This window comes from Pseudarthrobacter sp. PH31-O2 (genome assembly GCF_030063265.1).
Classification (GTDB): Bacteria; Actinomycetota; Actinomycetes; order Actinomycetales; family Micrococcaceae; genus Arthrobacter.
Genome location: NZ_JASIST010000008.1, coordinates 87,675 through 112,930, shown reverse-complemented (window position 1 = coordinate 112,930; position 25,256 = coordinate 87,675). Strand labels below are relative to the sequence as shown.

General features: G+C 67.0%; 22 protein-coding genes. 13 read left to right on the top strand and 9 right to left on the bottom strand.

What is annotated here, in order from left to right; translation table 11 throughout:
• Positions 1–45 precede the first annotated feature (45 nt).
• The 5 genes from fabG to QMG72_RS13290 all read left to right on the top strand — a co-directional run bounded on the left by fabG (position 46) and on the right by QMG72_RS13290 (position 4,719).
• Complete coding sequence (gene fabG, locus QMG72_RS13310; protein WP_282358934.1) at positions 46–822, top strand: 3-oxoacyl-ACP reductase FabG; 777 nt, start codon at positions 46–48, stop codon at positions 820–822.
• Positions 822–2,015 (top strand): thiolase family protein, encoded by a 1,194-nt coding sequence (locus QMG72_RS13305; protein ID WP_283480776.1) that lies wholly within the window; start codon positions 822–824, stop codon positions 2,013–2,015. Before fabG ends, QMG72_RS13305 begins: the two co-directional genes overlap by 1 nt.
• On the top strand, positions 2,016–2,468 hold the full coding sequence (locus tag QMG72_RS13300; protein WP_226775268.1) for a MaoC family dehydratase: 453 nt from the start codon (positions 2,016–2,018) through the stop codon (positions 2,466–2,468).
• Between the two features lie 88 nt (positions 2,469–2,556).
• A complete protein-coding gene (locus tag QMG72_RS13295) occupies positions 2,557–3,933 on the top strand; it encodes an MFS transporter (RefSeq protein WP_283480775.1) in 1,377 nt (458 codons plus the stop codon).
• Positions 3,934–4,056: 123 nt separating this feature from the next.
• The gene (locus tag QMG72_RS13290; protein ID WP_283480774.1) at positions 4,057–4,719 is read left to right on the top strand and encodes a Pr6Pr family membrane protein; all 663 of its coding nucleotides are present in this window, start codon (positions 4,057–4,059) and stop codon (positions 4,717–4,719) included.
• A gap of 129 nt (positions 4,720–4,848) precedes the next feature.
• On the opposite strand, the gene QMG72_RS13285 is transcribed toward QMG72_RS13290, so the two are convergent.
• Both QMG72_RS13285 and QMG72_RS13280 read right to left on the bottom strand, forming a co-directional pair.
• Positions 4,849–6,252, bottom strand: coding sequence for a GntP family permease (locus QMG72_RS13285; protein WP_283480773.1), 1,404 nt, complete (start codon positions 6,250–6,252; stop codon positions 4,849–4,851).
• Between the two features lie 71 nt (positions 6,253–6,323).
• On the bottom strand, positions 6,324–6,878 hold the full coding sequence (locus QMG72_RS13280) for a gluconokinase (RefSeq protein ID WP_283480772.1): 555 nt from the start codon (positions 6,876–6,878) through the stop codon (positions 6,324–6,326).
• Positions 6,879–7,060: 182 nt separating this feature from the next.
• On the opposite strand from QMG72_RS13280, the gene QMG72_RS13275 reads away from it, so the two are divergent.
• A complete protein-coding gene (locus QMG72_RS13275) occupies positions 7,061–7,861 on the top strand; it encodes a FadR/GntR family transcriptional regulator (RefSeq protein ID WP_283480771.1) in 801 nt (266 codons plus the stop codon).
• Positions 7,862–7,904: 43 nt separating this feature from the next.
• Here QMG72_RS13275 and QMG72_RS13270 read toward each other — a convergent pair whose 3' ends face one another.
• Complete coding sequence (locus tag QMG72_RS13270; RefSeq protein WP_283480770.1) at positions 7,905–9,314, bottom strand: aldehyde dehydrogenase family protein; 1,410 nt, start codon at positions 9,312–9,314, stop codon at positions 7,905–7,907.
• A 287-nt stretch (positions 9,315–9,601) separates the two neighbouring features.
• Between QMG72_RS13270 and QMG72_RS13265 the strand changes: the two genes are divergently transcribed.
• The gene (locus QMG72_RS13265) at positions 9,602–11,071 is read left to right on the top strand and encodes an APC family permease (protein ID WP_282358925.1); all 1,470 of its coding nucleotides are present in this window, start codon (positions 9,602–9,604) and stop codon (positions 11,069–11,071) included.
• Between the two features lie 128 nt (positions 11,072–11,199).
• Here QMG72_RS13265 and QMG72_RS13260 read toward each other — a convergent pair whose 3' ends face one another.
• Together QMG72_RS13260 and QMG72_RS13255 are read right to left on the bottom strand one after the other, a co-directional pair.
• Positions 11,200–12,171: an AraC-like ligand-binding domain-containing protein gene (locus tag QMG72_RS13260; RefSeq protein ID WP_226775276.1), complete on the bottom strand. Its 972-nt coding sequence runs from the start codon at positions 12,169–12,171 to the stop codon at positions 11,200–11,202.
• A gap of 125 nt (positions 12,172–12,296) precedes the next feature.
• Positions 12,297–12,887 (bottom strand): TetR/AcrR family transcriptional regulator, encoded by a 591-nt coding sequence (locus QMG72_RS13255; protein WP_283480769.1) that lies wholly within the window; start codon positions 12,885–12,887, stop codon positions 12,297–12,299.
• Positions 12,888–13,009: 122 nt separating this feature from the next.
• On the opposite strand from QMG72_RS13255, the gene QMG72_RS13250 reads away from it, so the two are divergent.
• Entirely contained in the window at positions 13,010–14,941 is a 1,932-nt protein-coding gene (locus QMG72_RS13250; protein ID WP_283480768.1) for a primary-amine oxidase, read from the top strand.
• A gap of 9 nt (positions 14,942–14,950) precedes the next feature.
• The gene (locus tag QMG72_RS13245; protein WP_226775279.1) at positions 14,951–15,397 is read left to right on the top strand and encodes a hypothetical protein; all 447 of its coding nucleotides are present in this window, start codon (positions 14,951–14,953) and stop codon (positions 15,395–15,397) included.
• Here QMG72_RS13245 and QMG72_RS13240 read toward each other — a convergent pair.
• Positions 15,387–18,875 carry a DEAD/DEAH box helicase gene (locus QMG72_RS13240; protein ID WP_283480766.1) on the bottom strand — a complete coding sequence of 1,163 codons (3,489 nt, stop codon included), beginning with the start codon at positions 18,873–18,875 and terminating at the stop codon, positions 15,387–15,389. The two genes, QMG72_RS13245 and QMG72_RS13240, sit on opposite strands and share 11 nt — an antisense overlap.
• Positions 18,876–19,125: 250 nt before the next feature.
• Between QMG72_RS13240 and QMG72_RS13235 the strand changes: the two genes are divergently transcribed.
• A complete protein-coding gene (locus QMG72_RS13235; protein ID WP_226775500.1) occupies positions 19,126–19,989 on the top strand; it encodes a DMP19 family protein in 864 nt (287 codons plus the stop codon).
• A gap of 47 nt (positions 19,990–20,036) precedes the next feature.
• On the opposite strand, the gene QMG72_RS13230 is transcribed toward QMG72_RS13235, so the two are convergent.
• Positions 20,037–20,570, bottom strand: a complete 534-nt coding sequence (locus tag QMG72_RS13230; RefSeq protein WP_226775281.1) for a COG4315 family predicted lipoprotein — start codon at positions 20,568–20,570, stop codon at positions 20,037–20,039.
• 186 nt (positions 20,571–20,756) lie between these two features.
• Here QMG72_RS13230 and QMG72_RS13225 point away from each other — a divergent pair, with 186 nt between their 5' ends.
• Both QMG72_RS13225 and QMG72_RS13220 read left to right on the top strand, forming a co-directional pair.
• Entirely contained in the window at positions 20,757–21,257 is a 501-nt protein-coding gene (locus QMG72_RS13225; protein WP_226775282.1) for a sigma-70 family RNA polymerase sigma factor, read from the top strand.
• Positions 21,254–21,937 carry an anti-sigma factor family protein gene (locus tag QMG72_RS13220; protein WP_226775283.1) on the top strand — a complete coding sequence of 228 codons (684 nt, stop codon included), beginning with the start codon at positions 21,254–21,256 and terminating at the stop codon, positions 21,935–21,937. Before QMG72_RS13225 ends, QMG72_RS13220 begins: the two co-directional genes overlap by 4 nt.
• A 25-nt stretch (positions 21,938–21,962) precedes the next feature.
• On the opposite strand, the gene QMG72_RS13215 is transcribed toward QMG72_RS13220, so the two are convergent.
• Positions 21,963–22,751 (bottom strand): DUF1206 domain-containing protein, encoded by a 789-nt coding sequence (locus tag QMG72_RS13215; RefSeq protein WP_226775284.1) that lies wholly within the window; start codon positions 22,749–22,751, stop codon positions 21,963–21,965.
• A gap of 140 nt (positions 22,752–22,891) precedes the next feature.
• Complete coding sequence (gene trmB, locus QMG72_RS13210) at positions 22,892–23,815, bottom strand: tRNA (guanosine(46)-N7)-methyltransferase TrmB (RefSeq protein ID WP_282358913.1); 924 nt, start codon at positions 23,813–23,815, stop codon at positions 22,892–22,894.
• Positions 23,816–23,909: 94 nt separating this feature from the next.
• On the opposite strand from trmB, the gene QMG72_RS13205 reads away from it, so the two are divergent.
• Complete coding sequence (locus tag QMG72_RS13205; protein ID WP_283480764.1) at positions 23,910–25,217, top strand: MFS transporter; 1,308 nt, start codon at positions 23,910–23,912, stop codon at positions 25,215–25,217.
• Positions 25,218–25,256: the final 39 nt, after the last annotated feature.

Sequence of the window (25,256 nt, the reverse complement as noted above, 5' to 3'; positions counted from 1 at the left end):
GCCACCCGGGCATCAGCCACATTCCACGCAAGCGAAGGAAACACCATGACTAATTTCACCAACCGAGTGGCCGTCGTCACTGGCGGCGCCCAGGGGATCGGCGCCGCCACGGCGCTGAAGCTGGCCGCGGGGGGCGGCACCGTCGTCGTCCTGGACCTCAATGAGGAAGGCGCCAAAGCCACCGCTCAGGCGATCACTGTCGACCCGCAGGTGCTCGCGGCAGGCGGCCGCGCCATCGCGGCCGCCTGCGACGTCACCGACGAAGCCACCGTGGACCGGGTCTTTGCGGAGATCCATCGGGAGTTCGGCCGCCTCGACATCCTGGTCAACAACGCCGGTATCACCCGCGACAACCTGTTCTTCAAAATGGACCGGCCGGATTGGGACTCGGTCCTGGCCACCAACCTCACCAGTGCCTATCTGTGCTCCCGTGCGGCCCAGCGGTACATGGTCCCTGCGAAGTACGGGAAAATCGTCTCGCTGAGCAGCCGGAGCGCGCTGGGCAACCGCGGCCAGGCCAACTACGCCGCCGCGAAAGCCGGCATTCAGGGCCTGACGGCGACGCTCGCCATCGAACTCGGCCCATTCAACGTCACGGTCAACGCCGTGGCCCCCGGCTACATCGCCACCTCGATGACCGCGGCCACCGCCGAGCGCGTCGGCAGCAGCCCGGCCGAACACCAGGAGGCGGTGGCGGCCCGCACGCCGCTGGGCCGGGTGGGCCAGCCCGAGGAAGTGGCAGCCGCCGTCGCCTTCTTCGCCAGCGACGATTCCTCTTACGTCTCCGGCCAGACGCTCTACATCAACGGCGGGGCCCGCTGATGCCCGAGGCATTCCTGGTCGGCGGCGTCCGCACGCCGGTGGGCCGCCACGGCGGCGCACTCGCGACGGTCCGGCCCGATGACCTGGCCGCGCTCGTGCTGCAGGCCGTCGTGGCTCGCGCCGGCGTCGACCCGGCCAGCATCGACGAGGTCATCCTGGGCTGCGTCAACCAGGCGGGGGAGGACAACCGGAACGTCGCCCGGATGGCAGTGCTGCTGGCCGGCTTGCCCGAGGCCGTCCCCGCTGTCACGGTCAACCGGCTGTGCGCGTCCGGCCTGACCGCCATCAGCATGGCGGCGCAGGCGGTCCGCAACGGCGATGTCGACCTCGTGGTGGCCGGCGGCGTCGAATCCATGACGCGGGCACCTTGGGTGCTGGCCAAGCCGGACAAACCGTTTGCCAAGCCAGGGGAGCTGGCGGACACCTCGATCGGTGCCCGGTTCGTCAACCCGCGGATGGAATCCAACGCCCGGTTCTCGATGCCCGAAACCGCCGAAGAAGTGGCCGGCCGAGAAGGGATCTCCCGCGCCGACGCGGACAGCTTCGCGCTGCGCTCGCACGAACTGGCGTTGGCGGCGATCGACGCCGGACGCTTCAGGGACGAAATCGTCCCCGTCCCGGTCACCGGCCGGCGCGGTGAAGTATCGCTTGTGGACACCGACGAAGGGCCGCGGCGCGGGTCCACCGCCGAGTCCCTGGCCGGGCTCCGGCCACTCGTCAAGCCCGGCGGAATCGTCACCGCGGGCAACTCCAGTTCCCTCAACGACGGCGCCTCCGCAGTGGTGGTCGCCAGCGGTGAGGCCGTGGCGCGCTATGGCCTGACGCCGCGGGCGCGCATCGTCACCAGCCAGGCCGCCGGCGTCGCCCCGGACGTGATGGGGATCGGCCCGGTCCCAGCGACCCGGAAGGCGCTGGCCAAGGCGGGCTGGAGCCTGGACGACGTCGGCGCCGTCGAGCTCAACGAGGCCTTCGCGGCGCAGTCGCTGGCCTGCATGCGGCTGCTCGGCATGGATGCCGGCACCGTCAACAACGACGGCGGCGCAATCGCCCTCGGGCATCCGCTGGGCTCCTCCGGATCAAGAATTGTCGTCACGCTGCTGGGCCGGATGGAACGCGAAAACGCCGGCCGCGGCCTGGCCACAATGTGCGTCGGGCTGGGCCAGGGCGTCGCCATGCTGCTGGAAAGGGTTTAGATGAGACTGTTCGAGGACGCCGCCGAGCTGGCAAGCATGACTGGACAGGAAATCGGGGTGAGCGCCTGGCACACCCTGGAGCAGTCCCAGATCCAGGCATTTGCCGATGCGACCCTGGACCAGCAGTGGATCCACACCGATCCGGAGCGGGCCGCTGCCGGACCGTTCGGCGCCACGCTCGCCCACGGGTATCTCAGCCTCTCGATGCTGCCGTACCTTGCCGGTCAGGTCTACCGGGTCCAGGGCGCGGCGATGATTATCAACTACGGCCTGAACAAGGTCAGGTTCCCGGCGCCCGCCCTGGTGAACTCGCGAATCAGGGACCGGCTGACGCTGGCTTCGGTGACCAACACGGCCAACGGCCGGCAATTGCAGTTCCGGCACCTGATCGAGCTGGAAGGTTCCGAAAAGCCTGCCTGCATCGCGGAAACCGTGTCCCTGCTCCGGAGCTGACCGGTCTCCGGCACCACCCTGCACCACCATCCGAACAACGACGTTACGGCCGAGCCTGCCTGCAGGCTCTTCACGAGGGAGAAACTCCGTGGTTACTGAAAACCTGAAACTGACACACGCCGAGGCGGGCGCGCAGGGCACGGCGCTGCATCCTGGGGTGACGCCGGCTGAATTGCGCCGCACCTCGATCTCATCCTGGCTGGGCTCTGCGCTGGAGTACATGGACTTCACGCTTTACACCCTGGCCGCGGCGCTGGTCTTCGGGCCGCTGTTCTTTCCCAATGTCGACCCGGCAATGGCGCTGCTGGCCAGCTTCGCCGCCTACGGCTCCGGGTTCCTCGTCCGGCCGCTGGGCGGAATCTACTTCGGCTATCTCGGGGACAAGTACGGCCGCAAGTGGATCTTGGTGATCACTGTCGGGATGATGGGGATCGCCACCCTGGGGATGGGCCTGTTGCCGACCTTCGCCCAGGTGGGCGTTATCGCGCCCATCCTCCTGGTGCTCCTGCGGCTCATCCAGGGCTTCGGTGCCGGCGCTGAACTGTCCGGGGCCTCGCTGCTGCTGGTGGAATCCGCGCCCGCTGGCAAACGCGGTTTCTATGGTGCGGTGGTGGCGTTGGGGACCGCGACCGGTGTGCTTCTGGCCAGCGGACTGTGGCTGTTGCTCTCGCAGATGCCGAAGCAGGAATTCCTCGCCTGGGGGTGGCGTATTCCCTTCCTGCTGAGCATCGTGACCACCCTGGTGGCGCTGTACCTGCGGCGCAGCGTCAGCGAATCTCCGGTCTTCGAGGAGCTCAAGGCGCGGCGTGCTGCGGCGCGCGTCGAGGCCAGGCAGCAAAGCGTCTGGCGTGACGCGGCGGACGCCAAAAAATCATTCCTCGTCTCACTGGGCATCAAGCTCGGTGAGAACGGTTCGGTCTACCTCGTCAAGGGATTCCTGATCGGCTGGACCGTGTCCGTGGTGAAAATGGACGCCAACCTCGTCACGACCGGCGTGACGCTCGGCTCGATCCTGGGCGTCGCCACAGTTCTGCTGACGGGCAAGCTCACCGACCGGTTCGGCCGGCGCCGGGTCTGGCTGTGGCTCTCCGGCTTCCAGTTCGCCTTCACCATCCCTGCGATGCTGCTGATTGAAACCCGGAACCCGCTGCTGGTGGCCCTCGTCTTCGTCATTTTCATCGGCGGTCCGCTGCCCAACATGTACGGCGTGGAATCAACCTGGTTGGTGGAGATGTTCGGGTCCAAGCACCGCTTTACCTTTATGACGACGGTCAAGGAGATCGGCGCGGTGCTTTCCGGCGGCCTGGGGCCCGTCCTGGCCGCCGCCGTCGTCGCGGCGACGGGTCCGGGCTGGGTGCCGATCGCCGCTATCCTGATGAGCTACGCCGCGATCGGCTGGGCGGCCGGGTTCATCGCTCCCGAAACCAGGGGCCGGGATCTCAACGCGGAGGCTGACGCCTGCTGACCCGGGGTGGCGGTCCGGGCCGCGAAGGGTGTGGACACGGTACATTCATCCCAATAGGGCAAAGATGAAATGCGAAGGTGCCAGCCGGTCCGGGCCCCTGAACCCCACATGAAGGAAAACACCATGACGATCCCCAACCGCGGGCTTGCGATCTTCAGGTACTGGTTCGCTGCCATAGGACTGCTGGCCGTCGCGTTTCAGCTCGCGCATCTGCTCACCAGCGTGCCCGGAGCATCGACGGTGAATTACTTCAGCTACTTCACCATCGAATCAAACATCATCGCTTTTGTGACCCTGGCAGTAGCAGGCACCTTCGCGTGGCGGGGAGAAAACCCGCGGTGGCTTGATTTGCTGCGGGGCGCGGCGACCATCTACATGACCATCACCGGAATTGTGTACAACCTGCTGCTGAGCAACGTGGACGTTAACACGCCAATCCCCTGGATCAATGTGGTCCTGCACTTTACGATCCCCACGATTATGGTGATCGACTGGCTCGTTGACTTGCCCAAGACCAGAATCCCGTTGCGGACGTCCCTGGTCTGGCTTGGGTTTCCGCTCCTCTATCTCGTCTACAGCCTGATCAGGGGCCCGATCGCCGGGTGGTACCCCTATCCGTTCCTCGACCCGCGGATCAGCGGCTATGGAGCTGTGGCCGCAACGTCCCTGGCCATCGCCATCGGCGCCTTTGTTTTCGCGGCGATCGCAGCGCTCTCCACCCGGCTGCACCTGTCCACCAGCGCGCCTGAACCCGCGGTTCGCCAGGGCAGCGAAACCGCCGGCTGACCGCCCGGCACCTTCGGCTGCCGGGCCCTCCTTCGCGCCAGGGACGTTGAACGAACGACGACGGCGGGATATCCCGCCGTCGTCGTTCTGGTTGCGTGTGCCGGGACCGGCCCGGCCGGCCGCCCGCGGCTAGCTGGCGAGGCCGGCGAGGCCAAAGACGGCCGCAGCGATCCCGAAGCCCATCACACCGATGAGTGTTTCCATCACGGTCCAGGTCTTCAGCGTGGTCTTGACGTCCATTCCGAAGAAGCGGCCAACCAGCCAGAAGCCGGAGTCGTTGACGTGGGAGACAACCACGGAGCCGGCGGCGACCGCGATCACGAGGGCTGCCAGCTGCATGCCGTTCATGCCGGCGGCGGCAACGGCCGGTGCGATCAGTCCCGCTGTGGTGGTCAGCGCCACAGTGGCGGAGCCTTGAGCGATGCGCAGGATGGCCGCGATCAGGAAGCCGGCGAGGATCAGCGGAATACCGACGTCGCCGAGGACATCAGCGAGAGCCTTGCCGATGCCCGACGTGCGCAGGACACCGCCGAACATACCGCCGGCGCCGGTGATGAGGATAACGGAGCAGACCGGGCCCAGCGCCGACTCGAACAGCTTTTCCAAGGTGCTGCCGTGCAGGCCGCGGCTGCGGCCCAGGACAAAAGCCGCCACGAGGACAGAGATCAGCAGGGCTACCGGGGTTTCACCAAGGGTCCGCAGGATCTGGTACCAAGCCTCGGACTTGGCCGAGGCCGGCAGCACGCCGGCGGAGGAGAGTGTGCTCAGGCCGGTGTTGAGGAAGATCAGGACCAGCGGTAGCAGCAGGACCCCGACGACGGTGCGGAACCTGGGCGGGTTGGCTTCAGCTGCGGCGTCGGCCTGGCCCAGCAGGGTGGGGACGGGTAGGACAAGGCGCTTACCGGTCCACAGGCCGAACAGATATGCCGTGACGTACCAGGTGGGGATGGCAGCGATCAGGCCGACAATAAGGACCAGGCCGATGTTGGCATCGAAGAACGTTGCGGCTGCGACCGGACCCGGGTGCGGGGGCAGGAAGATATGGGTCACCGAGAAGGCGCCGGCTGCGGGAAGCCCGTAGCGCAGTACGCCGCCGCCGAGACGGTGCGCGACAGCGAAGACCACCGGGAGCATCACAACGAGGCCGGCGTCGAAGAAGATTGGGAAACCGAAGATCAGCGAGGCGAGGCCCAGGGCGAAAGGCGCACGCTTTTCGCCGAACAGGTTGATGAGGTGGTCAGCCAGGGCCTTGGCCCCGCCGCTGGTCTCCACAATGCGGCCGAGCATCGCACCGAGGCCGACCAGCAGTGCGACCGCGCCAAGTGTTGTGCCGAAACCGCTGACCAGGACGGTCACGACCTTGTCCGCCGGTATTCCGGTGGCGAACGCGGTGGCCAGGCTGATCAGGATCAGGGCAAGCAGCGCATGGACGCGCAGCTTGATGATGAGGAACAGCAGCACGGCGATGGCCGCGGCGGCGATCAGCAGCAGGGGACCTGCGCCGAGGGTTTGAGTCCATCCTTCGATGGTCATGGTTCTCCTTTGAAGCAACGGGCAATAGGGGTGAAAAGGGGTGAAAAGGCCGGAAGGAATGAGCGGAAGAGTCAGGCCTTGGGGGGCCGGCCGGTGCCGGGTCCGCCGGAGAGCCCCAGCGACGCCTTGATCTCGGCGATCAGCTGTTCGGGGGTCCGGGTGATTTCCAGGCGCAGGCTTCCCCCGGCGAGCTCGGCGGGGGTTAGCGGTTCCAGTGTGGCCAACTGGCTGGGCAGCAGGGTGACGGGCATAAAGTGGCCCGCGCGGCCCTGCATACGTTCCGCCAGCAGCCCGGGTTCGCCGTCCAAATGCAGGAAGACAACCCTGCCTTCCGCTCCGGAGAGCAACTCGCGATAGTCGGTTTTGAGGGCAGAGCACGTCAGGACCGTGCACTGCCCGGCGCGGGCCTGGGAGGTCATCCAGTCCCGGATGGCGTTCAGCCAGGGCCAGCGGTCGCTGTCGTCCAGCGGGGTGCCGCTGTTCATCTTGCTGATGTTGGCTTGCGGATGGAATTCGTCGGCCTCGGCCATCGCCCAGCCCAGATCTCGGGACAGCGCCTCGGCAACCGTGGACTTTCCGGCACCTGCAACCCCCATCACCACCAGGTGCATGGCAGAAAACGTCATTGTTTACCTCCGTAGACGATGTCCGAAGACGCGGACAAACCAAGGGCCATCTCTACGGCCCGATCAAAAAGGTAGCACCTTTGATGGGTCAATCGTACTATCTTTACGTTAGAAAAGTCACACCTTTGGCAGAGCGGGCACTATGCTGGGAGGCAGCCCTTGCGGGCAGAGGGAGGCTCGACATGTCGACGGCGACACCAGACCAGGAGCGCGGCGAGGAGAACGGCGGCGGCGGCGAACACGGCGGCGGCGCTGAACACGGCGGCGGCGAACACGGCGGCGGCGCTGACCGGGGTGAACCCGTTCGTGCCCTGCACCTGCGGGTACTGGACGAATTGGGCGAGGGAATTGTCTCGGGCACCTTCGCACCCGGACAACGGCTGACACTGGAGGGAATCCAGCAGCAGTACGGCATCTCCCGAACTCTGGCCCGCGACACCACTCGGGTGCTTGAATCGATGAATCTGGTCTATTCCCGGCGCCGCGTAGGCATCGTGGTGCAGGATTCCGCGCACTGGAACGTTTTTGACCCGAAGCTGGTGCGGTGGCGGTTGGCCTCAGGGCGACGGACTGAACAGTATGCCAGCCTCACTGAACTCCGCATCGCCGTCGAGCCAATCGCCGCGGCCGGTGCTGCCCGCCGGGCGGGCTCCGCCGAACGCCGTCGGCTCGTTACGCTGGCGGCGGAGCTGCGCCGGCTCGGAGAGGCCGGCGATCTGGAAGGATTCCTGACCGCCGACATCGCCTTTCACCAGTTGCTCCTGCACAGCAGCGGCAACGAGATGTTCCAGGCCCTGGACGGGATGGTGGCCGAGGTTCTCTCCAGCCGCACCCGGCAGAGGCTGATGCCTTTCCACCCGCGGCAAGAAGCGCTGCAGGCGCACGAAAATGTCGCCGCCGCGGTCGCAGCGGGGGACGCAGGCGCGGCCGAGTCCGCCATGCACCGAATTCTCGAGGAGGTCCGGACCGCGATGGGCCTTTGACCGGCCCGCCCCGGCCGACCGGTTTCCGGCTGTTGAAAAATGGTCAGCCGTTGATGACCTGCGGTACTCCGAGGGCCTTGAGGCCTTCGACGCCGAATTCCAGGCCGTAGCCGGACTGCTTGGCACCGCCGAAGGGAACCCTCGGGTCAACCGCGCCGTGCTTGTTGATCCAGACGGTGCCGGCCTCGAGCCGGGCCGCGACCTTGCGGGCTTCCGCCGGATCGGCGGACCAGACCGAGGCGCCGAGTCCAACGTCGAGGGCGTTGGCCATGGTGACGGCCTCGTCCACCGTGCTGTAGCGGATGATGGGCAGCGCGGGACCGAACTGTTCCTCGGTCACCAGGGCATTGTTGTTGTCGATGTCCGCAACCAGGGTGGCGGGGTAGAAGTAGCCGGGCTGGTCTGTGTCCGGGTCCCCGCCCAGCAGGAGCTTGGCCCCCGAGTCGCGGGCGGCATCAACCAGCCGGGCCACGATGTCGAACTGCTGCTTGTTCTGCAGCGGGCCAAGCACATTGCCCTCGTCGAGGCCGTTTCCCATCGGCATGGCGGCCGCGACGGCGGTAAGTTCCTCGCAGACGGCATCGTAGATGTCGCTGTGGACGTAGAGGCGCTTGAGGGCCGCGCACGTCTGGCCGGTGTTGATGAAGGCGCCCCAAAAGAGGCCTTCGGCGATGGCCTTGGGGTCGGCGTCGGGCAGGACGATGCCGGCGTCGTTGCCGCCGAGCTCGAGGGTGAGGCGTTTGACCGTGTCTGCGGAGGACCTGATGATGGCCTTGCCCGTGGCGGTGGAGCCGGTAAACATCACCTTTCCGATCGCGGGGTGTTCGGCCAGCCGTGCGCCGACGTCGCGGCCGCCGGAGACCACGGTGAGGAGGCCTTCGGGCAGCTCCTCGTTGAGGACCTTCGCCAGGGCCAGGACGGAGAGCGGGGTGTATTCGGAAGGTTTGACCACCACGGCGTTGCCCATCCTGAGGGCCGGTGCGATCTGCCAGACGGTGATCATCATGGGCCAGTTCCAGGGCCCGATAGCCCCGACGACGCCGATGGGCCGGTAGTGCAGTTCGGCGCGGGTTTCGCCGTCGTCCACCACGGTCTCCGGCTCCATCGCGGTGCCGGCAGCCGTGCGGAGCCACGCGGCGCAGGCGCCGACCTCGAACCGCGCGTTGGGGCCGTTCAGGGGTTTGCCTTGCTCGCGGGAGAGCAGATGGGCGAGTTCTTCGGCAGAGCGTTCGACGGCCTCGGCGGCCCGCAACAGTGCGGCGCTCCGCGCGTCATGGCCCAATGCCGCCCACGCGGGCTGCGCGGCGCCGGCAGCGGCAACGGCCCGCTCCAGGTCCGCCAAGGTGTGCACCGGCGCTTCACCGACGACGGCGCCGGTGGCGGGGTCAAGGATGGTCCGGGTGTCGCCGGTGTCCGGGGTGATCGAGGCCAGGAGGGCGTCGTAAGTTTCCATGGGGTGTACTCCACATCGAGTAGTTGGCCGAGCTGTCGTCTCCGAGTGTCCTCCGTTGCGGGGCGAGCAGTCTTGTCTTTGCGCGAACTGCAGTTGACCCACTGCGAAGGATCGCGGCGGCCCTGGGATGCCGTTGCGCTGAGGGACAACAAACGATCGCTGATCGACAAAAGGGTGATGGGCGTCACCTGCAATGCTGGATTGCATGGTGCCAGACACCCCTCCTTTCCCATACCGCCTTTCTCGCACCGCCAATCCCCAGACTCATGACCGTTAAGAAGGATCCGATGAGTATTTCAAAATCCGAGTCCCGGACCGCGGAAGCCGCTCCCCGCGCCGAGCACTCCACAGCACTGCGCGCCGGCAGCGTCGGCGTGATGGGCATTCTCTTTTTTGTCTTATCCGCCCAGGCGCCGCTGACCGGAATCGTCGGGGCGTCCCCCCTGGCCGCGGCCCTCGGCAACGGCCCTGGAGCGCCCGGGGCGTACCTGGTGGTGGGCATTGTCATCGTAATCTTCGCCGTCGGGTTCGTTGCGATGAGCCGCAAAATCCAGGCCAACGGCGCCTTCTACGCCTATGTCACGGCCGCCTTTGGACGCAAAACAGGGGCGGGAGCCGCGTGGCTCGCCCTCCTTGCCTACAGCACCGTCCAGGCCGCGATGTACGGGCTGTACGGCGCCGCGTTTGCCGGACTCCTCGGGTCCGCCGGCTTCGTGGTTCCCTGGTGGCTACTGGCCGTGGTCACCATGGCGGGCGTACAGGTGCTGGGATCCCTCAACATCGAACTGGGGGCGCGGGTACTGGCGGTGCTGGTGGGCCTGGAGGTCGCCATCCTGATCATGTTCGGCTTCACCGTGCTGTTGCGCGGCGGCGGCCCCGAAGGAATCAGCCTGGCGGCTTCCTTTTCTCCTGCGGCGATCGCGACGGGCGCCCCGGGCGTGGCCATTATGTTCGCTGTCGCCTCCATGTTCGGCTTCGAATCGACTGCCATCTACTCAGCCGAAGCCAAGGACGCCCAGCGCACGGTGGCCCGGGCCACGTACCTTTCGGTAGTGGTTATCTCGGTGTTCTTCTCCTTCATCTCGTGGATGCTGGTCAGCTACTATGGCCCCTCGCATGTCATTGATGCGGCGGGGGCGGCCCTCGAATCGGGTGACTCCACCTCCTTCGTACTGACACCGATGGTGGAACTCTTCGGGCCGTGGGCCGGGATCGCCACCGGTATCCTGCTCGTGACTTCCCTGCTGGCCGGCATTATCGCCTTCCATAACGGCATCAACCGCTACCTCCATTCACTGGCGCTGCGCGGGTCGATGCCGGGCACTGTCGCCCGCACCAACCGGCACCGGGCACCCGCCACCGCAGCGCGAATCCAGACCGTGATCGCGTTCCTGCTGGTGGCACCGTTCGCAGTACTTTCCCTGGACCCTGTGCTGACCCTCTTTTCCTGGTTCAGCGGGCTGGCCGTGGCGGCGCTCCTGGTCCTGTATATCCTCTGCTCCCTTGCCGTCGTCGCGTATTTCCGGCGCGAAAGGGTGGCCGGCCAGGTCTGGCAGACCAAAGTGGCGCCGACACTCGCCACCCTGCTACTTGGCTGGGTTCTGGCCCTTGTTGCCAGCAACTTCACGGCACTCATCGGCGGCAGCGCCGAAACGGCCATGGGCCTGCTTGCCGCCGTTCCCTTGGTCTTCGTTGCCGGTGTGCTGGTGGAGGTCGGGGTGGAGCGCAGGGCCGCGCGGGAGGAGGCCCCCGCATAGCCGCGGGCTTCGATCGCCGCATGGGCGGTTCCGGGCAGCGCCGGGACCGCCCTTTCGGGTGCCAGTGCTGGTGCCGGGTGCGGGTGCTGCACAAGCGCCGGGGCCGCCGCCTGCCGGGGGTGGCAGCTCTAGGCGCCGCGCCGCCAGTCGCTGGGGGATTCGCCGAAGGCATCACGGAACGAGCGGCTGAAATGGGCCGCGTCCAGGAATCCCCAGCGCGCGGCCACGGCTCCGACGGGCATGCCGGCCAGGAGCGGATCCCGCAGTTCGCGGCGCGCCCCTTCCAGCCGCTGGCTCCGGATCCAGCTCGCCACTGTGGTTCCGGATTCGTGGAAAACGTTGTGCAGGTGCCGGGTGGAGATGAAATGGGCTGCCGCGATGGAAGCGGGCGAGAGCAGCGGATCGGCCAGTCGGGCGTCGATGTACTCGCGGACGGATGCCGCCAGGAGGGCCTGCGGCCGCATCCGGTCAGCGGACATGTCCAGCTCCGAATGCAGCATCGTGGACACAAGATCGAGGGCATTCGTGGCAAGGCGGGACCCGCTGGGGCCGCTCAGGGCATCGAGGTTCTCGGCAAGGTGGGCGATGAACGGCCCGACGATTGCGGCGAGGCCTGAGCCGGCGGCCATCCGCACTGCCGAAAGCTGCGCGATGCAGTCCGGCGGGAGGGACAGTGCGTCCCAGGGGAACATCACCACCATAAGCCGGGCGTCGCCCTCGAAGGCCAGCGTGTAGGGGCGGCTGGTGTCATAGATAGAGAGGTCGCCCGGCTGGAGGACAGCCTCGCGGTTGTCCTGGATAAGGAGCCCGGTGCCCTGCAGCTGCAGATTGAGTTTAAAATAGCGCTGCTGGGACTGGGCAATCAGCGCCGGCGTCCGGTGCACCTCATGGCTCGTCGAGGCGACCTCGACGACCGCCACGCGGTCCAGCCTTCGGGCCCGCATGCGGCCGCGGAAGTTGTCCGCGTCCCTGCTTGAGGCGGCCAACGGAACGAAGGACTCCGCGACGAGGTGCCGCCAGTGATCGAAGGAGGCCGCTGTGCTGGTGCGCAGGTCCTGTCCGGCGGGACTGAAGGAGGGGCGGGCTGCAACTGCGCTCATAAAGGATCCTGACGCCGTCGTACTGCGGAAAATGTGTCATGGGACACAGTCCTTTTAGGGTAACGCCGGAATCGACCGGTGTCATCTATTTTCGACAACGGGCGAATAAAAAAGGTTCCGCGGAACTAGTGGCCCAGCAGGATCAGGAATCCGTCCAACTGCTCGTTCAGCCCAAGCTCCACCTGGCCCTCCGGGGCGAGCGCCGCCGCGATCTGCGCGCCAAGCAGGAGATTGAGCAGCTGTCCGGCGAGGGCCGCGTCGGTGACGGCGGTGGTGACTGTGCCGGCTAGCCGCGCCTCGGCGAGGTACTGCCGCAGCGCGGCAAGCCACAGCTGCATCGAGTCCCGGTGGATGGCGGCCTTGTCGGGATCGTTGATGGCCTTTTGCCAGAACGGAATAACAATTCGGGCCTCGTTGATCCGCTCCTCATCCAGGGGCAGCACTTCGACGCAGAATGCCCTGAGGGCCGCGAGTCCCGCCTGCCCTGCCGTGACTCCGGCGATCCGCTCGTTGGTGCGGTTGAAGACATGCCCAAACGCGAAGGTCAGCAGGTCATCCTTGGTGGGGAAGTAAGGCTTGAGGGCACCGTTCGCAAAGCCGGCTTCGAGCGCGATCTCGCGCATGGTGGCACTTTCGATTCCGAGCCGGGCGATGATCCGCCACGTGGCATCAACGAGTTCAAGCCGCCGCTGGTTGTGGTCGACAATCTTTGGCACCGGACAGCTCCCCAAAACATTTCACGACGGACTCTTGTGGCACAGCTTACATTTCCGTATTCTCTACAACTATAGAAAATAAAGTTCTGACCCGCCAGGGTCCCCGGACAAAGGCCGCCACCATGACCGCACAAACTGACACCCGCACCTCGTTTAGTCCATCCAGTCCGTACAGTCTGGCCGCGAGTGCCGAAATCACGGCAGTCCAAGGCGTCCTGCGCGCAGCGGGGCTGCTGGGCGAGACAAAACGAATCGCGTACCTGGGCCTGCTGGATCCCGCCAGGGGCTCGGCGGCGGAAACCGGGGACCGCCGGTTCCGGGTCTTTCTGCACGACGTATCGGGAGGACGTCCGGCCGACGTGACGGTCTCGGTCTCCAGCGGCGCGGTGATTTCCGTCGTCGAACTGGACACCGCGGTGGCCGGTGAACTCCCTGTCCTGGAAGAAGAGTTCGAGGTCGTCGAGGAGCTTCTGGCCACGGATGAGCGGTGGCTTGAGGCGCTCGCAGCGCGCGGACTCGACGTCGGAAAGGTGCGGGTCGCGCCCCTATCCGCCGGTGTCTTCGAGTATCCGGAGGAAAAGGGCCGCCGCATCCTGCGCGGGCTGGCTTTCGTGCAGGATTTCCCCGAGGACAGCGCCTGGGCGCACCCCGTGGACGGCCTCGTGGCGTACGTCGATGTGGTCAGCAAGGAAGTCACCCAGGTCCTGGACACCGGTATCGTCCCGATTCCCGCAGAGCACGGCAACTACACGGACCCGGAGCTCACCGGTCCGCTCCGCAGCACGCAGAAACCCATCAACATCACCCAGCCGGACGGACCCAGCTTCACCGTCACCGGCGGCAACCACATCGAGTGGGAAAAGTGGAGCCTCGACGTCGGCTTCGATGTTCGTGAAGGCGTGGTGCTGCATAACCTTGCGTTCCAGGACGGCGAACGCCTGCGCCCAGTCATCAACCGGGCGTCGATCGCCGAAATGGTGGTCCCGTACGGGGACCCGTCGCCGATCCGGTCCTGGCAGAACTACTTCGACACCGGCGAATACCTGGTCGGCCAGTACGCCAACTCCCTGGAACTGGGGTGCGACTGCCTCGGCGAGATCACCTACCTCAGCCCCGTCATCAGCGACGCCTTCGGCAACCCCCGCGAAATCCGCAACGGCATCTGCATGCACGAGGAAGACTGGGGGATCCTGGCCAAGCACACCGACCTCTGGACGGGCATCGACTACACCCGCCGCAACCGCCGCCTGGTCATTTCGTTCTTCACGACCATCGGCAACTACGACTACGGCTTCTACTGGTACCTCTACCTCGACGGCACCGTCGAGTTCGAGGCCAAGGCCACCGGCGTCGTCTTCACCTCCGCCTACCCGGCAGGCGGCTCGGCCAACATCTCCCAGCTCGCCCCGGGGCTGGGCGCCCCCTATCACCAGCACCTGTTCAGCGCCCGCCTGGACATGGCAATCGATGGCTTCACCAACCGGGTGGAAGAAGAGGACATCGTCCGGCAGGCGATTGGCGAAGGCAACGAACGCGGCAACGCCTTCTCCCGGAAGCGCACGCTCATCGCCCGTGAATCCGACGGCGCACGCGAGGCCGATGCCCGCAACGGCCGGACCTGGGTCATCTCCAACCCGCAGTCACGGAACCGCCTCGGCGAACCGGTGGCGTACAAGCTCCACGCCGAAGGCCAGCCCACCCTGCTGGCGGACCCGGCGTCCTCGATTGCCCGGCGCGCCGCTTTCGCCACGAAGGATCTGTGGGTTACCCGGTTCGCCGAGGACGAGCGCTACCCCACGGGAGATTTCGTGAACCAGCACGGCGGGGGAGCGGGGCTGCCGCAGTACACAGCGCAGGACCGGGACCTGGACGGCCAGGACATCGTCATCTGGCACACCTTCGGCCTGACCCACTTCCCGCGGCCCGAGGACTGGCCCATCATGCCCGTGGACACGGCCGGTTTTAGGTTGCGGCCGGAGGGCTTCTTCGACCGCAGCCCCGTGCTGGATGTGCCCGCAAGTGCACAGCCGGCCGGCGGCCACTGCCACAGCTAGACGGTGGTCATGGCAGTGGCGGGGGGAATGGCCGGCATCGCCGGTGTGGTCCTGCACGCCAGGATCTGCGCCGCCGTGACGGCGGGGTCGTGCCTCGCGCACCTGTGGCTTGTTGCCGGGAACCAGCATGGGACTGCGCTGAACGTGCTGATGCTGGCCATGGTGGCGGTGTGCCTGCCGTGCGCCGTACACATCTGGCGGCAGGGCCCGGCCCGGCCGCTGCGGCAGGTGATGGCCTCGGCGCTGGCGATGACCGGGGTGCATGCGGTCCTGCTTCTCGGCGCGGTGCCCGGGACCGGGGGCGCCAGCCATAGCCACCATGCCGCTGCTGTGGCCGAAGCGCCGCCGTCGGGTGCCGGGGCGCTGCTGGCAGTCATTGCCCTGGAGCTGACGACGGCGCTGCTCGCCGCGACGCTACTGGCACGGCTCCGGCGACGCCCGTGGCTTAGTCGGTGAACAGCCCGGCCAGGTCTTCGGCCGTGAGCGCCCCGCCGGTCAGCGCGTCGCCCTCCATCACGTCGGCGAACAGCTGGGACTTCCTGGCCTTGAGCGCCATAACCTTCTCCTCGATCGTGTCTTTCGCCACCAGCCGGTAGACCATAACGTTGCGGGCCTGCCCGATCCGGTGGGTCCGGTCCACGGCCTGGGCTTCCGACGCCGGGTTCCACCACGGGTCCAGCAGGAACACGTAGTCAGCCTCCGTCAGGTTCAGGCCGAAACCGCCGGCCTTGAGGCTGATCAGGAACACCGGCGCGGCGCCGTTCTTGAATTCATTAACGACGTCGGTGCGGTTACGGGTGCTGCCGTCGAGGTAGCAGAACTCGATCTTCTCCTCGACAAGCCGCTCCCGGACCTTGCCGAGGAACCCGGTGAACTGGCTGAAGATAAGGGCCCGGTGCCCTTCCGCCACAAGGTCGTCGAGCTGCTCGAAAAGCACATCGAGCTTGCTGGACCGGACCCCGGAGAGCGAGGGATCGATCAGCGAGGGGTCCAGGCTGAGCTGCCGCAGCAGGGTCAGGGACTGGAAGATGGTGAAGCGGTTCTTGTTGACGTCCTCGATCAGGCCCAGGATCTTCTGGCGTTCGCGCTGCAGGTGTGTCTGGTAGACCTTCTGGTGCCGCGGGTTCAGTACAACCTCGAGGATCTGCTCCTGCTTGGGCGGCAGGTCGTGGATGACTTGTTCCTTGGTGCGCCGCATCATCAGCGGACGGACCCGACGCCGGAGCTTGTCCAGCTGCGCCTTGTCCCCGTTCTTTTCGACCGGCTTCTGGTAGTACTCGGCGAACCGCTTCGGGCTTGAGAAGAGCCCCGGTGCGACGATCGAGGTGAGGGCCCAGAACTCCATCAGGTTGTTCTCCAGCGGTGTGCCGGTGATGGCGAGTTTGAACACCGCGGGGAGTTTCCGCGCGCACTGGTAGGCCTTGGACTGGTGGTTCTTGACGAACTGGGCCTCGTCCAGGACCAGCCCGGCCCACTCCTTTGAGGCATAGGCCTCGTAGTCGATCCGGAACAAAGCGTAGGAGGTGATGATGATATCCGCTCCGGCCATCGCCTCGGCTGGACTGGAGCCGCTCTTGGCGAACGTTTCGCTGATGGCGCGCACTGTCAGGCCCGGGGCGAACCGGGCGGTCTCGGCCTGCCAGTTGCCCACGACGCTTGTCGGGGCAACAACGAGGAAGGGCGCAGCGCCGGGGGGCGCGCCGGCAGCCACGGCGGCTGCGCCGCCGTCGAGTGCTTCGGCAGGGACCCCTGCCGCGACCTTGGCGGCGCAGATCAGTGCCAGCGCCTGCACCGTCTTGCCGAGGCCCATGTCATCGGCCAGCACGCCGCCGAGTCCGTGCCGGTAGAGGAAACTGAGCCAGTTGAACCCTTCCAGCTGGTAGGGGCGCAGCTCGGCGTTGAGCGTTGCCGGCAGCGGCAGCCCCTTTACGCCGCCTTCCAGCAGCCCGCCGACAGCCTCACGCCAGGCGGCTGCCTGCTCGTCCACGATGCCGAGCTGAGCCAGTTCGTCCCAGAGCCCGGCCTGGAAGCGGCTGATCTGCAGCGGGGCGTCCTTGTTGTCCTGCAGCGAACGGGCCTCATCAATGAGGGCCCGGAGCTGGTGCAGCTCAGGCAGGTCCAGTGAGAAGTAGGCGCCGCTGGGCAGCAGCATGCGTGTCTGGCCCGCGGCGAGGGCGGAGAACATCGCCGCGAAGGAGACCGGTTGGCCTTCCAGGGTGATCACGATGCCAAGATCGAACCAGTCCCGGCTGTCGGTGGCCTTGGTCGAAATCGCCACCACCGGCGCCTCTTCGGCTTCCCGGTAGTCGGCGATCTCACCGGCAGTGTCCACCGAGACGCCGGGGACGTCGCGGAGCAAGGGGAGCAGCTCTTCGGTGAAGGCCAGGGTGTCGAGGCCGCTGAGTTCCGCCGAAGCCGCCAGCCGGGGTGTTCCCCACCCGCCCGTGGCCGACTCGCCGAGGGCCGGCACCACATCCCACGGCTGTCCGACGGCTTCCAGGATGCGGGCCTCGGCGGGGTCGTCCCGGTAGCCGTGATCGCCGGGGTGACGCCACAGCGGCTGGGCCGTAACGAGCTTGCCGGACTTGTAGTGCCATTCCCAGTGCAGCCGGACCCGGTGGTCGGCGCCGTAGTTGGCCAACAGCGACAGGGTGGGAAGGGCCAGTTGGGGGAGCTCCACTGACTCGTCGGAAGCCGTGACCCGGGCGCTTTGTTTGAGCTTGGGATAAAAACCGGTCAGGAAGCGGCTCTCATCCCGGGCTGGAATGTGCAGCGTGGTGCCGGCCGTGACGAAAGTCAGCAGCTCCTCGCTGAGGCCGCCTTCCAGCGGTGCGAGCGTGATGATGGTGTCAGTGGTCGCGGCACCGGGCAGTGCGTCCGGCCCGGAGGTGAGGAAGATTCCGTGCGCCGGGCGTCCGATGGTCCCGACGGTTGCCGGATCGACCACCTCATCCTCCACGGTGATGGTGGGGGCGAGCGAGAGCCCACCGCCGTCGCCGGCCGGTGCCGGCGCCGCGGGTCCGCCGCCGCCGCCGCCGTCGGCCTCGGCCGGGACCGGCCCAGGGCCGAACCGGGTCAGGTTGAGCCCGACGGCGGCGGGCTGCTCCACGAGCCGCACCGGCTCCTGGCCGCGGCTGTGCACCAGCGCGACACCGATCTTCCGGGCCCGGGTGAGCAGGCTCCACAGGTTCTTGCCGGCGTAGGTGTTCAGGCCCAGCCACAGCCCGGTTCCACCATGCTGGCGGTTGGCCTGGGCGGTGTGGGCGGCAAGGAACTCCTGCATCCACTCCACGTGGGCCTCGTTGCATTCGCGCCGGTAGCTCAAGTAGCTCAGGGTGTTCCAGGAGACGTCGCCGCGGATCCACTTCCCCTTCGCGCCCATGATCACGGGGCGGGCTTTGAGCTGGCGCACGCTGCGCAGCGGATCCCGGCGTCCGGTGTAGGAGAAGTGCGGGGCCGGTTCCTCGATCTCGAACTGGAGCGCGAGCGGAATTCCGTTGGTGGACTGGGTGATTCCCGGCTGCGAGATCAGCGGGCTCAGCGCCTGTTCCCAGTCCGGGACCTCGAGCACTGGTGCCTGCCGGGACAGCCGGCTGCCGTCGACGGGGGTCAACAGCTGGACCCGGATCGCCGGGTTGTCCTCGGCCGTGAACAGCAGCGCGGCCACATGCTTGCAGTCCTTACGGACCGGGCAGCTGCACACACCCACGGTGCAGCTCCAGCCGCCCGCCTTCCGGACCAGTTTCGCCGTCGTCGAATAGGGCACATCGGATCCGCCGCGGACCTTGCCGAGCATCAGGCCGGTGGCGGCATCGAAGGAAATACCGGAAACACGGCTCCCCATGGCGTAGGCAAGCCCGGCCGCAAGGGAGCGGTCGTTGATCGCGGGGGTCTGTATTGCCAGGGCCGCACTCTCGTCCGGATGGGATGGCATGTGCGTACTACTTTCAGCAGTTGGTCATCTGATCCATCTTAGCGAGCCTGGCAGGACTCCCCGGACTGCGGCGTCCGGCCAGGTGGATAACCGGCCGGACGCGCACTCGGTTCGGGACACCCAAACTTCGCCGGACGTTCAGCTTCGGCTCAACCGCGCTGCCGGTGGTGCCGCGTACCGTAAAGGGGAACGGAGCGCCACCCGCCTTCAGCAGTGAGGATTTCCCATGAGCAACGGCTTTTCCACCACCATGCCCGCCACCGGTTACGCGACGGTCCTGCCGAAGGCGATCATCAGCGGCAGCGACGCGGACGTCGTTGACGCGAACGTCGAGGTGGTCAACGCCATGTACGCGGAGTTGCTCGATGTCGAGGAAATTGCACCGAACGCACTGCGCAGCTACTACGTCGACTTCTATCTGACGCAGTCGCTGGGCGGCGGGTTCGCCCAGTACGTGTTTACCGCGCCCGAACGCACGGACATTGACGACTACGTCCGGGCCGGGCTCGAAGCCATGGGGGCCGCCGCGCACCTGGACCTCTTTAACCGCACCGCAGCGGCCTTTGACTCCCTCACCGAGGAGGAAAGCGATGCCTACCTTGACGGGGATGCGGATCTGGACGGCGGCACGGACGGTGTTGTACCGGACGGTGTTGTACCGGACGCCGTCCGGGTCCTGGAAGAGCTCGACGGCGACTTCGAAACCCTGCTGGAGACCGAAGACATCATCGCGCTCAACGCCGCCTGGCTTCGCGGCCAGACAGACCTTCTGCTTCTGGCGGATGAAGAACTGGACCAGCACATCGCCGAGCGCGTGTCCCGGGTCCCGAACCTGGCGGAGCGCCAGGCCGAGGCCGCCGAGGACGAACTGCTGGATGCGCCGGAATTCGAGGTAATCATCCGCGAGCTCTGCAAGGTGGCCGGGCATACCCTGCTGAAGATCACCATGGGCGACCCCAATTACGACCACGACGGCCAGACCACCCTGGCATGGCATTTCACCACCGACCAGGGTGAATTCCTGATGCTCGACGATGACCAGGAAGCGGTTATGATCCACCCCGAGACGAAGGAAATTCTGGCTGCCGTTGAGTTCGAAGCCACAGACGACTAAGCCGGAAAGTCCGGCGCCGCGGCCGGCAGTTAACTGCTGTCCGGCAGTTATTGCCCCGCCGTGCCGGTGATCATGTCACCGGAAGGCGCCACGAGGTACCAGACGCTGCCCACCCCCTGCCCCCGGATGTCCCCGGCGGCCAGATCCTTGGCGTAGTAATACACCGGCATCCCGTTGATGGTCAGTTGTTTTTTGCCCTCCGGGGTGGCGATGGTCCCCACGGTGCCGGCAACGCCGTCAACCGCGGGGGCGTCAGCGGTTGCCAGGACCGGCGGCCACGCGGCAATGCAGCCGCCCGTGCAGGTGCTGGTCCCAGAGTCTTTGGCGTCCTTGGTGTAGTAGTAGACGCTGCGGCCCTTGCCGTCAACGACTATCCTGCCCGCGGTGGAATCCGTGACCTTGAGGTCCGGGGTGGACTCCGCCGGTGCTGGGGCGGAAACCGGTACCGGGCTCGCTGCGGAGCCGCCGGACGGCGTAGTGGCGGCCGAGGGCGACGTGGGCGTGGCAGTGCTGCCGGCGCAGCCCGAGAGTAGTGCTGCCAGGGCAAAAGCGGACAGGCCAACGCTGTAGTGCTTTTTCATCTGCTGCTCCTTGACTCAAACCGGCCAACTTGCCAGGCCGGAGCTACCCGTTACGACGGCGCCGGGGGCAGAATGGTTCACAGTAATCCCTGGGCTGCTGCCCGGAACCGGGATGAGTGAACCGTTCCAGGGATCCGCGCGTCCTAGGGTACAAGCGCAGAACCCTACGAGTCCTGGAGGCCCGTCATGCCGCTGGACGAAGAGGTGGTGGCGGCGATTTACCGCGACCACGGGCCGGCCCTCAGGCGCTTTGTCCTCAGCGCCTGCCGGGACCCGCAGGTGGCGGAGGATGTGGTGCAGGAGACCGTGCTGCGGGTCTGGCAGCAGTCTCCGCACATCACGGGAAGCCTGCGCAGCTATTTGTTCCGGACGGCCCGGAACATCATGATCGACAACTACCGCAAGGCCCAGCGCCGTCCCCGCGAGACAACTGACCGCGATCTGGCTGACCTGGCCGGCGGGGAGGAGCGTGTTGACGACCTCCTCAACCGGGTATTGATGGAGGAGGCCCTGATGCGGCTGAGCAACGAGCACCGGGACGTACTCGTGGCCCTCCATTACCGCCGCTTCACCGTCCAGGAGGCATCGAAGAGTTTGAATATCCCGAGCGGAACAGTCAAGTCCCGGGCCTTCTACGCCGTCCGGGCCCTCCGGACGATCCTGGATGAGATGGGGGTGCAGCGGTGAGCGGCTCCGAAATGCACCAGCTGCTCGGGGCCTACCTGCTCGGCGGCCTGGCGCCCGCGGAGGCCCTAACCTTCGAACAGCACCTGGGCGGCTGTGCGGAGTGCCGGCAGGAACTTGACGACTTGGCCAGCCTTCCGGCACTGCTGGACGCGCTTCCGGTGCCCGACGCCGTCGCCCTCGGCGCCGCGGCCACGGCGGGGCGGGAACCGGAGCAGCCGGCTCCCGCCCCGGCCGGCGTACCGCGACGGATGCTCGACGAACTGTCCAGCCGGCGCCGGCAGGCACGACGCCGCTGGACCGCGGCGCTCGCGGCGGCGGCAGCGGCCTGCCTCGCCCTGGGAATCCTCGCTGCGCCGCTGATTAACCCGCCGCCCAAACCGGACGCCAGCTACTCGGTGCAGGCCAGCGACGGACCGCAGATCACCGTAGGGATGGTCAAAAAGACGTGGGGCACCGAGCTTTCCGTCGACGGCCGCAGCCTGCCGCTGGAGGGCACCTTCTCGCTTTGGGTGAAGGACAGCGCCGGCACCGAGGACCGAGCCTGCGCGTGGACGGCCACGCCCAGCGGCAGGGTCCGGATCACCGGTGCCACGCCCGTGCAGCTGGCCAACATCGCCAGCATTGAAATGCGCAACGGGCAGCAACAAACGGTGGCCTTCATAGCCGTGCCGCAGGGATGAGCGGGTGGTCCGGGCGCTTCCGGCCTTACATCTTCGCCAGTTTGGCCCGCACCATCATGAAGATGCCATAACAGATCAGGCCAGCGCCGACGGCGGCCAGCATGTACACACCGAACGGCTGGTCGCGGAGGGCCTTTAGGCCGCCGTCGAGTCCGGTTGACTCCTCTGGGTGGGCCTTCACGGTGGCAATGGTTACCAGCAGGCCCACCAGCAGCAAGGCGATGCCTTTCGCTGCGTAGCCGACGACGCCGAGGATGGTCACCGCCGTCCTTGCCTGCCGCGGGGCCGGGAGGCGGAGGTGCTTGAGGAAGGACTGCCGGAAGCCGCGGATGGCATAGACAATTCCGGCGACTCCGATCCCTGCGCCGACGGCGATCAGCAGCAGATAGCCTCCGGGGGCTTGGATAACGGTCACCGTGAGATCGCTCGTGGACGTGCTGTGGTCCTTGCCTGCGCCGCTGGCGAAGGACAACAGCGTGACGGCGAGTCCGGCGTAGACAACGGCCTGGAGGGCTGCTTTGAGCTTCTTCCCCACCTTTTTCTTCGCCTGCAGGTGCTCAAAGTCGAAGATGGCATCACTGGTTTGCCAGATTGCCAGGGCCACGCAGGCGGCGAAGGAGCTCCACAGCAGCAACGGGCCGGCCGGCTGGCTGCCGAGCTGTTCGACGGCTCCGCTGACGTCAGCCTCGCCCTCACCACCCATGGCGAGCCGGATCGAAACGACGCCGATGAGGAGGTGCAGGATGCCGCTCACGGCAAAACCGGCACGGGCCACCAGTTCCAGCGCACGGGAGTTGGTGATGTTCTCCGCCACGTCCGCGGCGTCCTTGAGTTCTCTCTTGATGGCGGGCCCCTCAACTTGCTTGGTGGTTCTGCCGGACGTGGGTTCGGACCGGTTCGTGCATCTCCCGTTATCGTGCCACGCGGAGGCGGCCGGGAACAGCGGTGTCTGTTCTAGCGGCGCCGGTAGCTGAGGTCGAAGATGAGCCGGCCCGCTTCATGGGCCTTGTTCTCGAAACTCGTCAGGATCCGGCCCTCGAAGCGCGGGGCCCAGCCGCCTGCGTCGTCGGTGCCCTCGTTGGGGCCGGTGTGCTCGGTGCTGACAGGTGCCCGGCCCTCCTTGACCGGCGCCCCGCCCACAAGGGCTTCGACACCGGACTGCCATACCTGCGTGAGCGGGCTCTGCGCCCCGCTGCGCTCGCCGTCGTGCAGGTTCTCAAAGTCGGGGGAGTCAGCCAGGACCTCGCGGACGTGCACGGCGTAGTTGGACCAGTCCGTCGCAATCCGCCAGAGGCCGCCGGGTTTGAGGGACCGTGCTGCCAGCTGAGCGAAGGCCGGCTGGATGAGGCGGCGCTTGTGGTGCCGGGACTTGTGCCAGGGGTCCGGGAAGAAGACCCACAGCTCCGTCACGGAACCGGCCGGCAGCATGGTGGCCAGTACCTCGGGGGCATTAGCCTCCACCACTCGGACATTGCGCAGGCCGCGGCTGTTGATCTTGACCAGCGTGTTGGCCAGGCCCGGGGTGTAGACCTCAACGGCGAGGAAGTCCGTGTCCGGGTTCTCCTCGGCGGCATGGCAGACGGCGTCGCCCAGGCCGGAGCCGATCTCCACGATCAGCGGGGCTGTGCGGCCAAATTCGGTTTCGGCGTCGAAGACGTAGTCCGGGTGCACGGAGGTGTTGGCGATGTGCCGGGGGACATCGATCGCCCACCGGTCGGAATGTTCCTCCCAGGCCGCCTGCCGGCGGCCCTGCAGGCGGGTGCCGCGGCGCACAAAACTGACCGGGCGCCCGCCATACGTGCCGAAGGAGGCTTGGCTGCCGGGGGTTATTGGGCGCGATGGCTGCGGCACTTCGGGGGATTCTGGGGATTCACTCATCCCTTCCAGAATAGTGGAGTTCCGGCGCCCGGCCGGGCTGACGGTCTTGCCGGACCGGGTGTTCCTGACGCCGTTCGTTGGCGGGCCTGCCAGAATGGGGTCCGTGACCGTCCCGAAAAGCTCCCAGGATTCCGCCGCCGGCGGCGACGATGCCGCCGACCGCCGGGCCCTGCTCGTGGACGCCGAAATCGATGACGTTCCCGCGGCGGAGCCCACCCGGGTCGGCAGCCGCCGCACCCTGGCCTATCTGGGCGTGTGCCTGGTCCTGATCGGGCTGAACCTCCGGACAGTCTTCTCCAGCTTCTCCGCGGTGCTTCCCGAGGTGACGGCCGACGCCGGACTGCCGGGCTGGGCCGTCGTCGTCCTTACCACCGTGCCTGTGACGCTGCTGGGCGTGTTCGCGCCGCTCGCTCCGGTCCTGGCCCGCCGCTTCGGGGCCGAGCGGGTGTTGCTCGGCGCCATGGCGGTGCTCACTGCCGGGCTGCTGCTGCGGCCGCTGGAGGCCGGGGGTGCCGGGCACCTGCCTGCCTTGCTGGCCGGAACGGCGGCCTGCGGTGCCGCGATCTCGCTGTGCAATGTGCTGCTGCCCGGCTTGGTAAAACGTGACTTCCCGCACCGGCTCGGCCTGATGGGCGGGCTCTACACCACCGCGATCTGCGCCTCCGCTGCCCTTGGCGCAGGGTTCACCTACCCGGTCTTCAGCGCGACGGGCGAATGGACCGCGGCGCTGCGGTTCTGGGCGCTGCCCGCCGGCGTTGTTCTTCTGCTGTTTCTGCCGCTGGCCATCAGGCAGCGTCACGGCCGGCACCAGAGCGCGCGCGGCGGCGTGAATGTGTGGCGCTCGGCGGTGGCATGGCAGGTGACCGTCTTTATGGTGCTGCAGGCGATGATGTCCTTCAGCGTTTTCGCTTGGCTGGCCCCGATCCTGCGCGAACGAGGTGTGGACGGCGGCACGGCCGGGGTGATCGTCTCCGTGTCGATCGTGTTGCAGATGCTGGGGTCCTTGTTCGCCCCGGCGCTCGCCACCAGGTTCCGGGACCAGCGCGCGATCAACACAGTTGTGGCGCTGATGACCGGTGGCGGCTTCGCGCTGAGCATTTTCGGCCCGCTTGAACTGATCTGGCTGTGGACCGGGCTGTTGGGCCTGGGCCAGGGCAGCCTGACCGCCGTCGCGCTCACCATGATCATGGTCCGCACCCGGGACGGGCACACCGCAGCGCACCTGTCCGGCATGATGCAGGGTGTGGGCTACGGGGTGGGTTCCACCGGCACCCTGATGGTCGGCCAACTGCACCAGGCCACGGGGTCCTTCGCGGCGGCGGGTGTGCTTTTCCTCGCCGTCGGCTCGCTGGCCGCGGTATTCGGCTACCGTGCCGGGCGGAACCGCTTCATCGGCGGCTGACCTAACCCCTGCCCTCCCCGCACCACACGATGCTCTATC

What these genes read in the sequence shown, in the direction of transcription:
- QMG72_RS13240 (WP_283480766.1), bottom strand. Translation starts at nt 18,875, where the DNA reads ATGCCATCCCATCCGGACGAGAGTGCGGCCCTGGCAATACAGACCCCC.
- QMG72_RS13250 (WP_283480768.1), top strand. Translation starts at nt 13,010, where the DNA reads ATGACCGCACAAACTGACACCCGCACCTCGTTTAGTCCATCCAGTCCG.
- QMG72_RS13305 (WP_283480776.1), top strand. Translation starts at nt 822, where the DNA reads ATGCCCGAGGCATTCCTGGTCGGCGGCGTCCGCACGCCGGTGGGCCGC.
- QMG72_RS13280 (WP_283480772.1), bottom strand. Translation starts at nt 6,878, where the DNA reads ATGACGTTTTCTGCCATGCACCTGGTGGTGATGGGGGTTGCAGGTGCC.
- QMG72_RS13235 (WP_226775500.1), top strand. Translation starts at nt 19,126, where the DNA reads ATGCCCGCCACCGGTTACGCGACGGTCCTGCCGAAGGCGATCATCAGC.
- QMG72_RS13265 (WP_282358925.1), top strand. Translation starts at nt 9,602, where the DNA reads ATGAGTATTTCAAAATCCGAGTCCCGGACCGCGGAAGCCGCTCCCCGC.
- QMG72_RS13290 (WP_283480774.1), top strand. Translation starts at nt 4,057, where the DNA reads ATGACGATCCCCAACCGCGGGCTTGCGATCTTCAGGTACTGGTTCGCT.
- trmB (WP_282358913.1), bottom strand. Translation starts at nt 23,815, where the DNA reads ATGAGTGAATCCCCAGAATCCCCCGAAGTGCCGCAGCCATCGCGCCCA.
- QMG72_RS13230 (WP_226775281.1), bottom strand. Translation starts at nt 20,570, where the DNA reads ATGAAAAAGCACTACAGCGTTGGCCTGTCCGCTTTTGCCCTGGCAGCA.
- QMG72_RS13205 (WP_283480764.1), top strand. Translation starts at nt 23,910, where the DNA reads ATGGGGTCCGTGACCGTCCCGAAAAGCTCCCAGGATTCCGCCGCCGGC.
- QMG72_RS13260 (WP_226775276.1), bottom strand. Translation starts at nt 12,171, where the DNA reads ATGAGCGCAGTTGCAGCCCGCCCCTCCTTCAGTCCCGCCGGACAGGAC.
- QMG72_RS13300 (WP_226775268.1), top strand. Translation starts at nt 2,016, where the DNA reads ATGAGACTGTTCGAGGACGCCGCCGAGCTGGCAAGCATGACTGGACAG.
- QMG72_RS13275 (WP_283480771.1), top strand. Translation starts at nt 7,061, where the DNA reads ATGTCGACGGCGACACCAGACCAGGAGCGCGGCGAGGAGAACGGCGGC.
- QMG72_RS13245 (WP_226775279.1), top strand. Translation starts at nt 14,951, where the DNA reads ATGGCAGTGGCGGGGGGAATGGCCGGCATCGCCGGTGTGGTCCTGCAC.
- fabG (WP_282358934.1), top strand. Translation starts at nt 46, where the DNA reads ATGACTAATTTCACCAACCGAGTGGCCGTCGTCACTGGCGGCGCCCAG.
- QMG72_RS13285 (WP_283480773.1), bottom strand. Translation starts at nt 6,252, where the DNA reads ATGACCATCGAAGGATGGACTCAAACCCTCGGCGCAGGTCCCCTGCTG.
- QMG72_RS13225 (WP_226775282.1), top strand. Translation starts at nt 20,757, where the DNA reads ATGCCGCTGGACGAAGAGGTGGTGGCGGCGATTTACCGCGACCACGGG.
- QMG72_RS13270 (WP_283480770.1), bottom strand. Translation starts at nt 9,314, where the DNA reads ATGGAAACTTACGACGCCCTCCTGGCCTCGATCACCCCGGACACCGGC.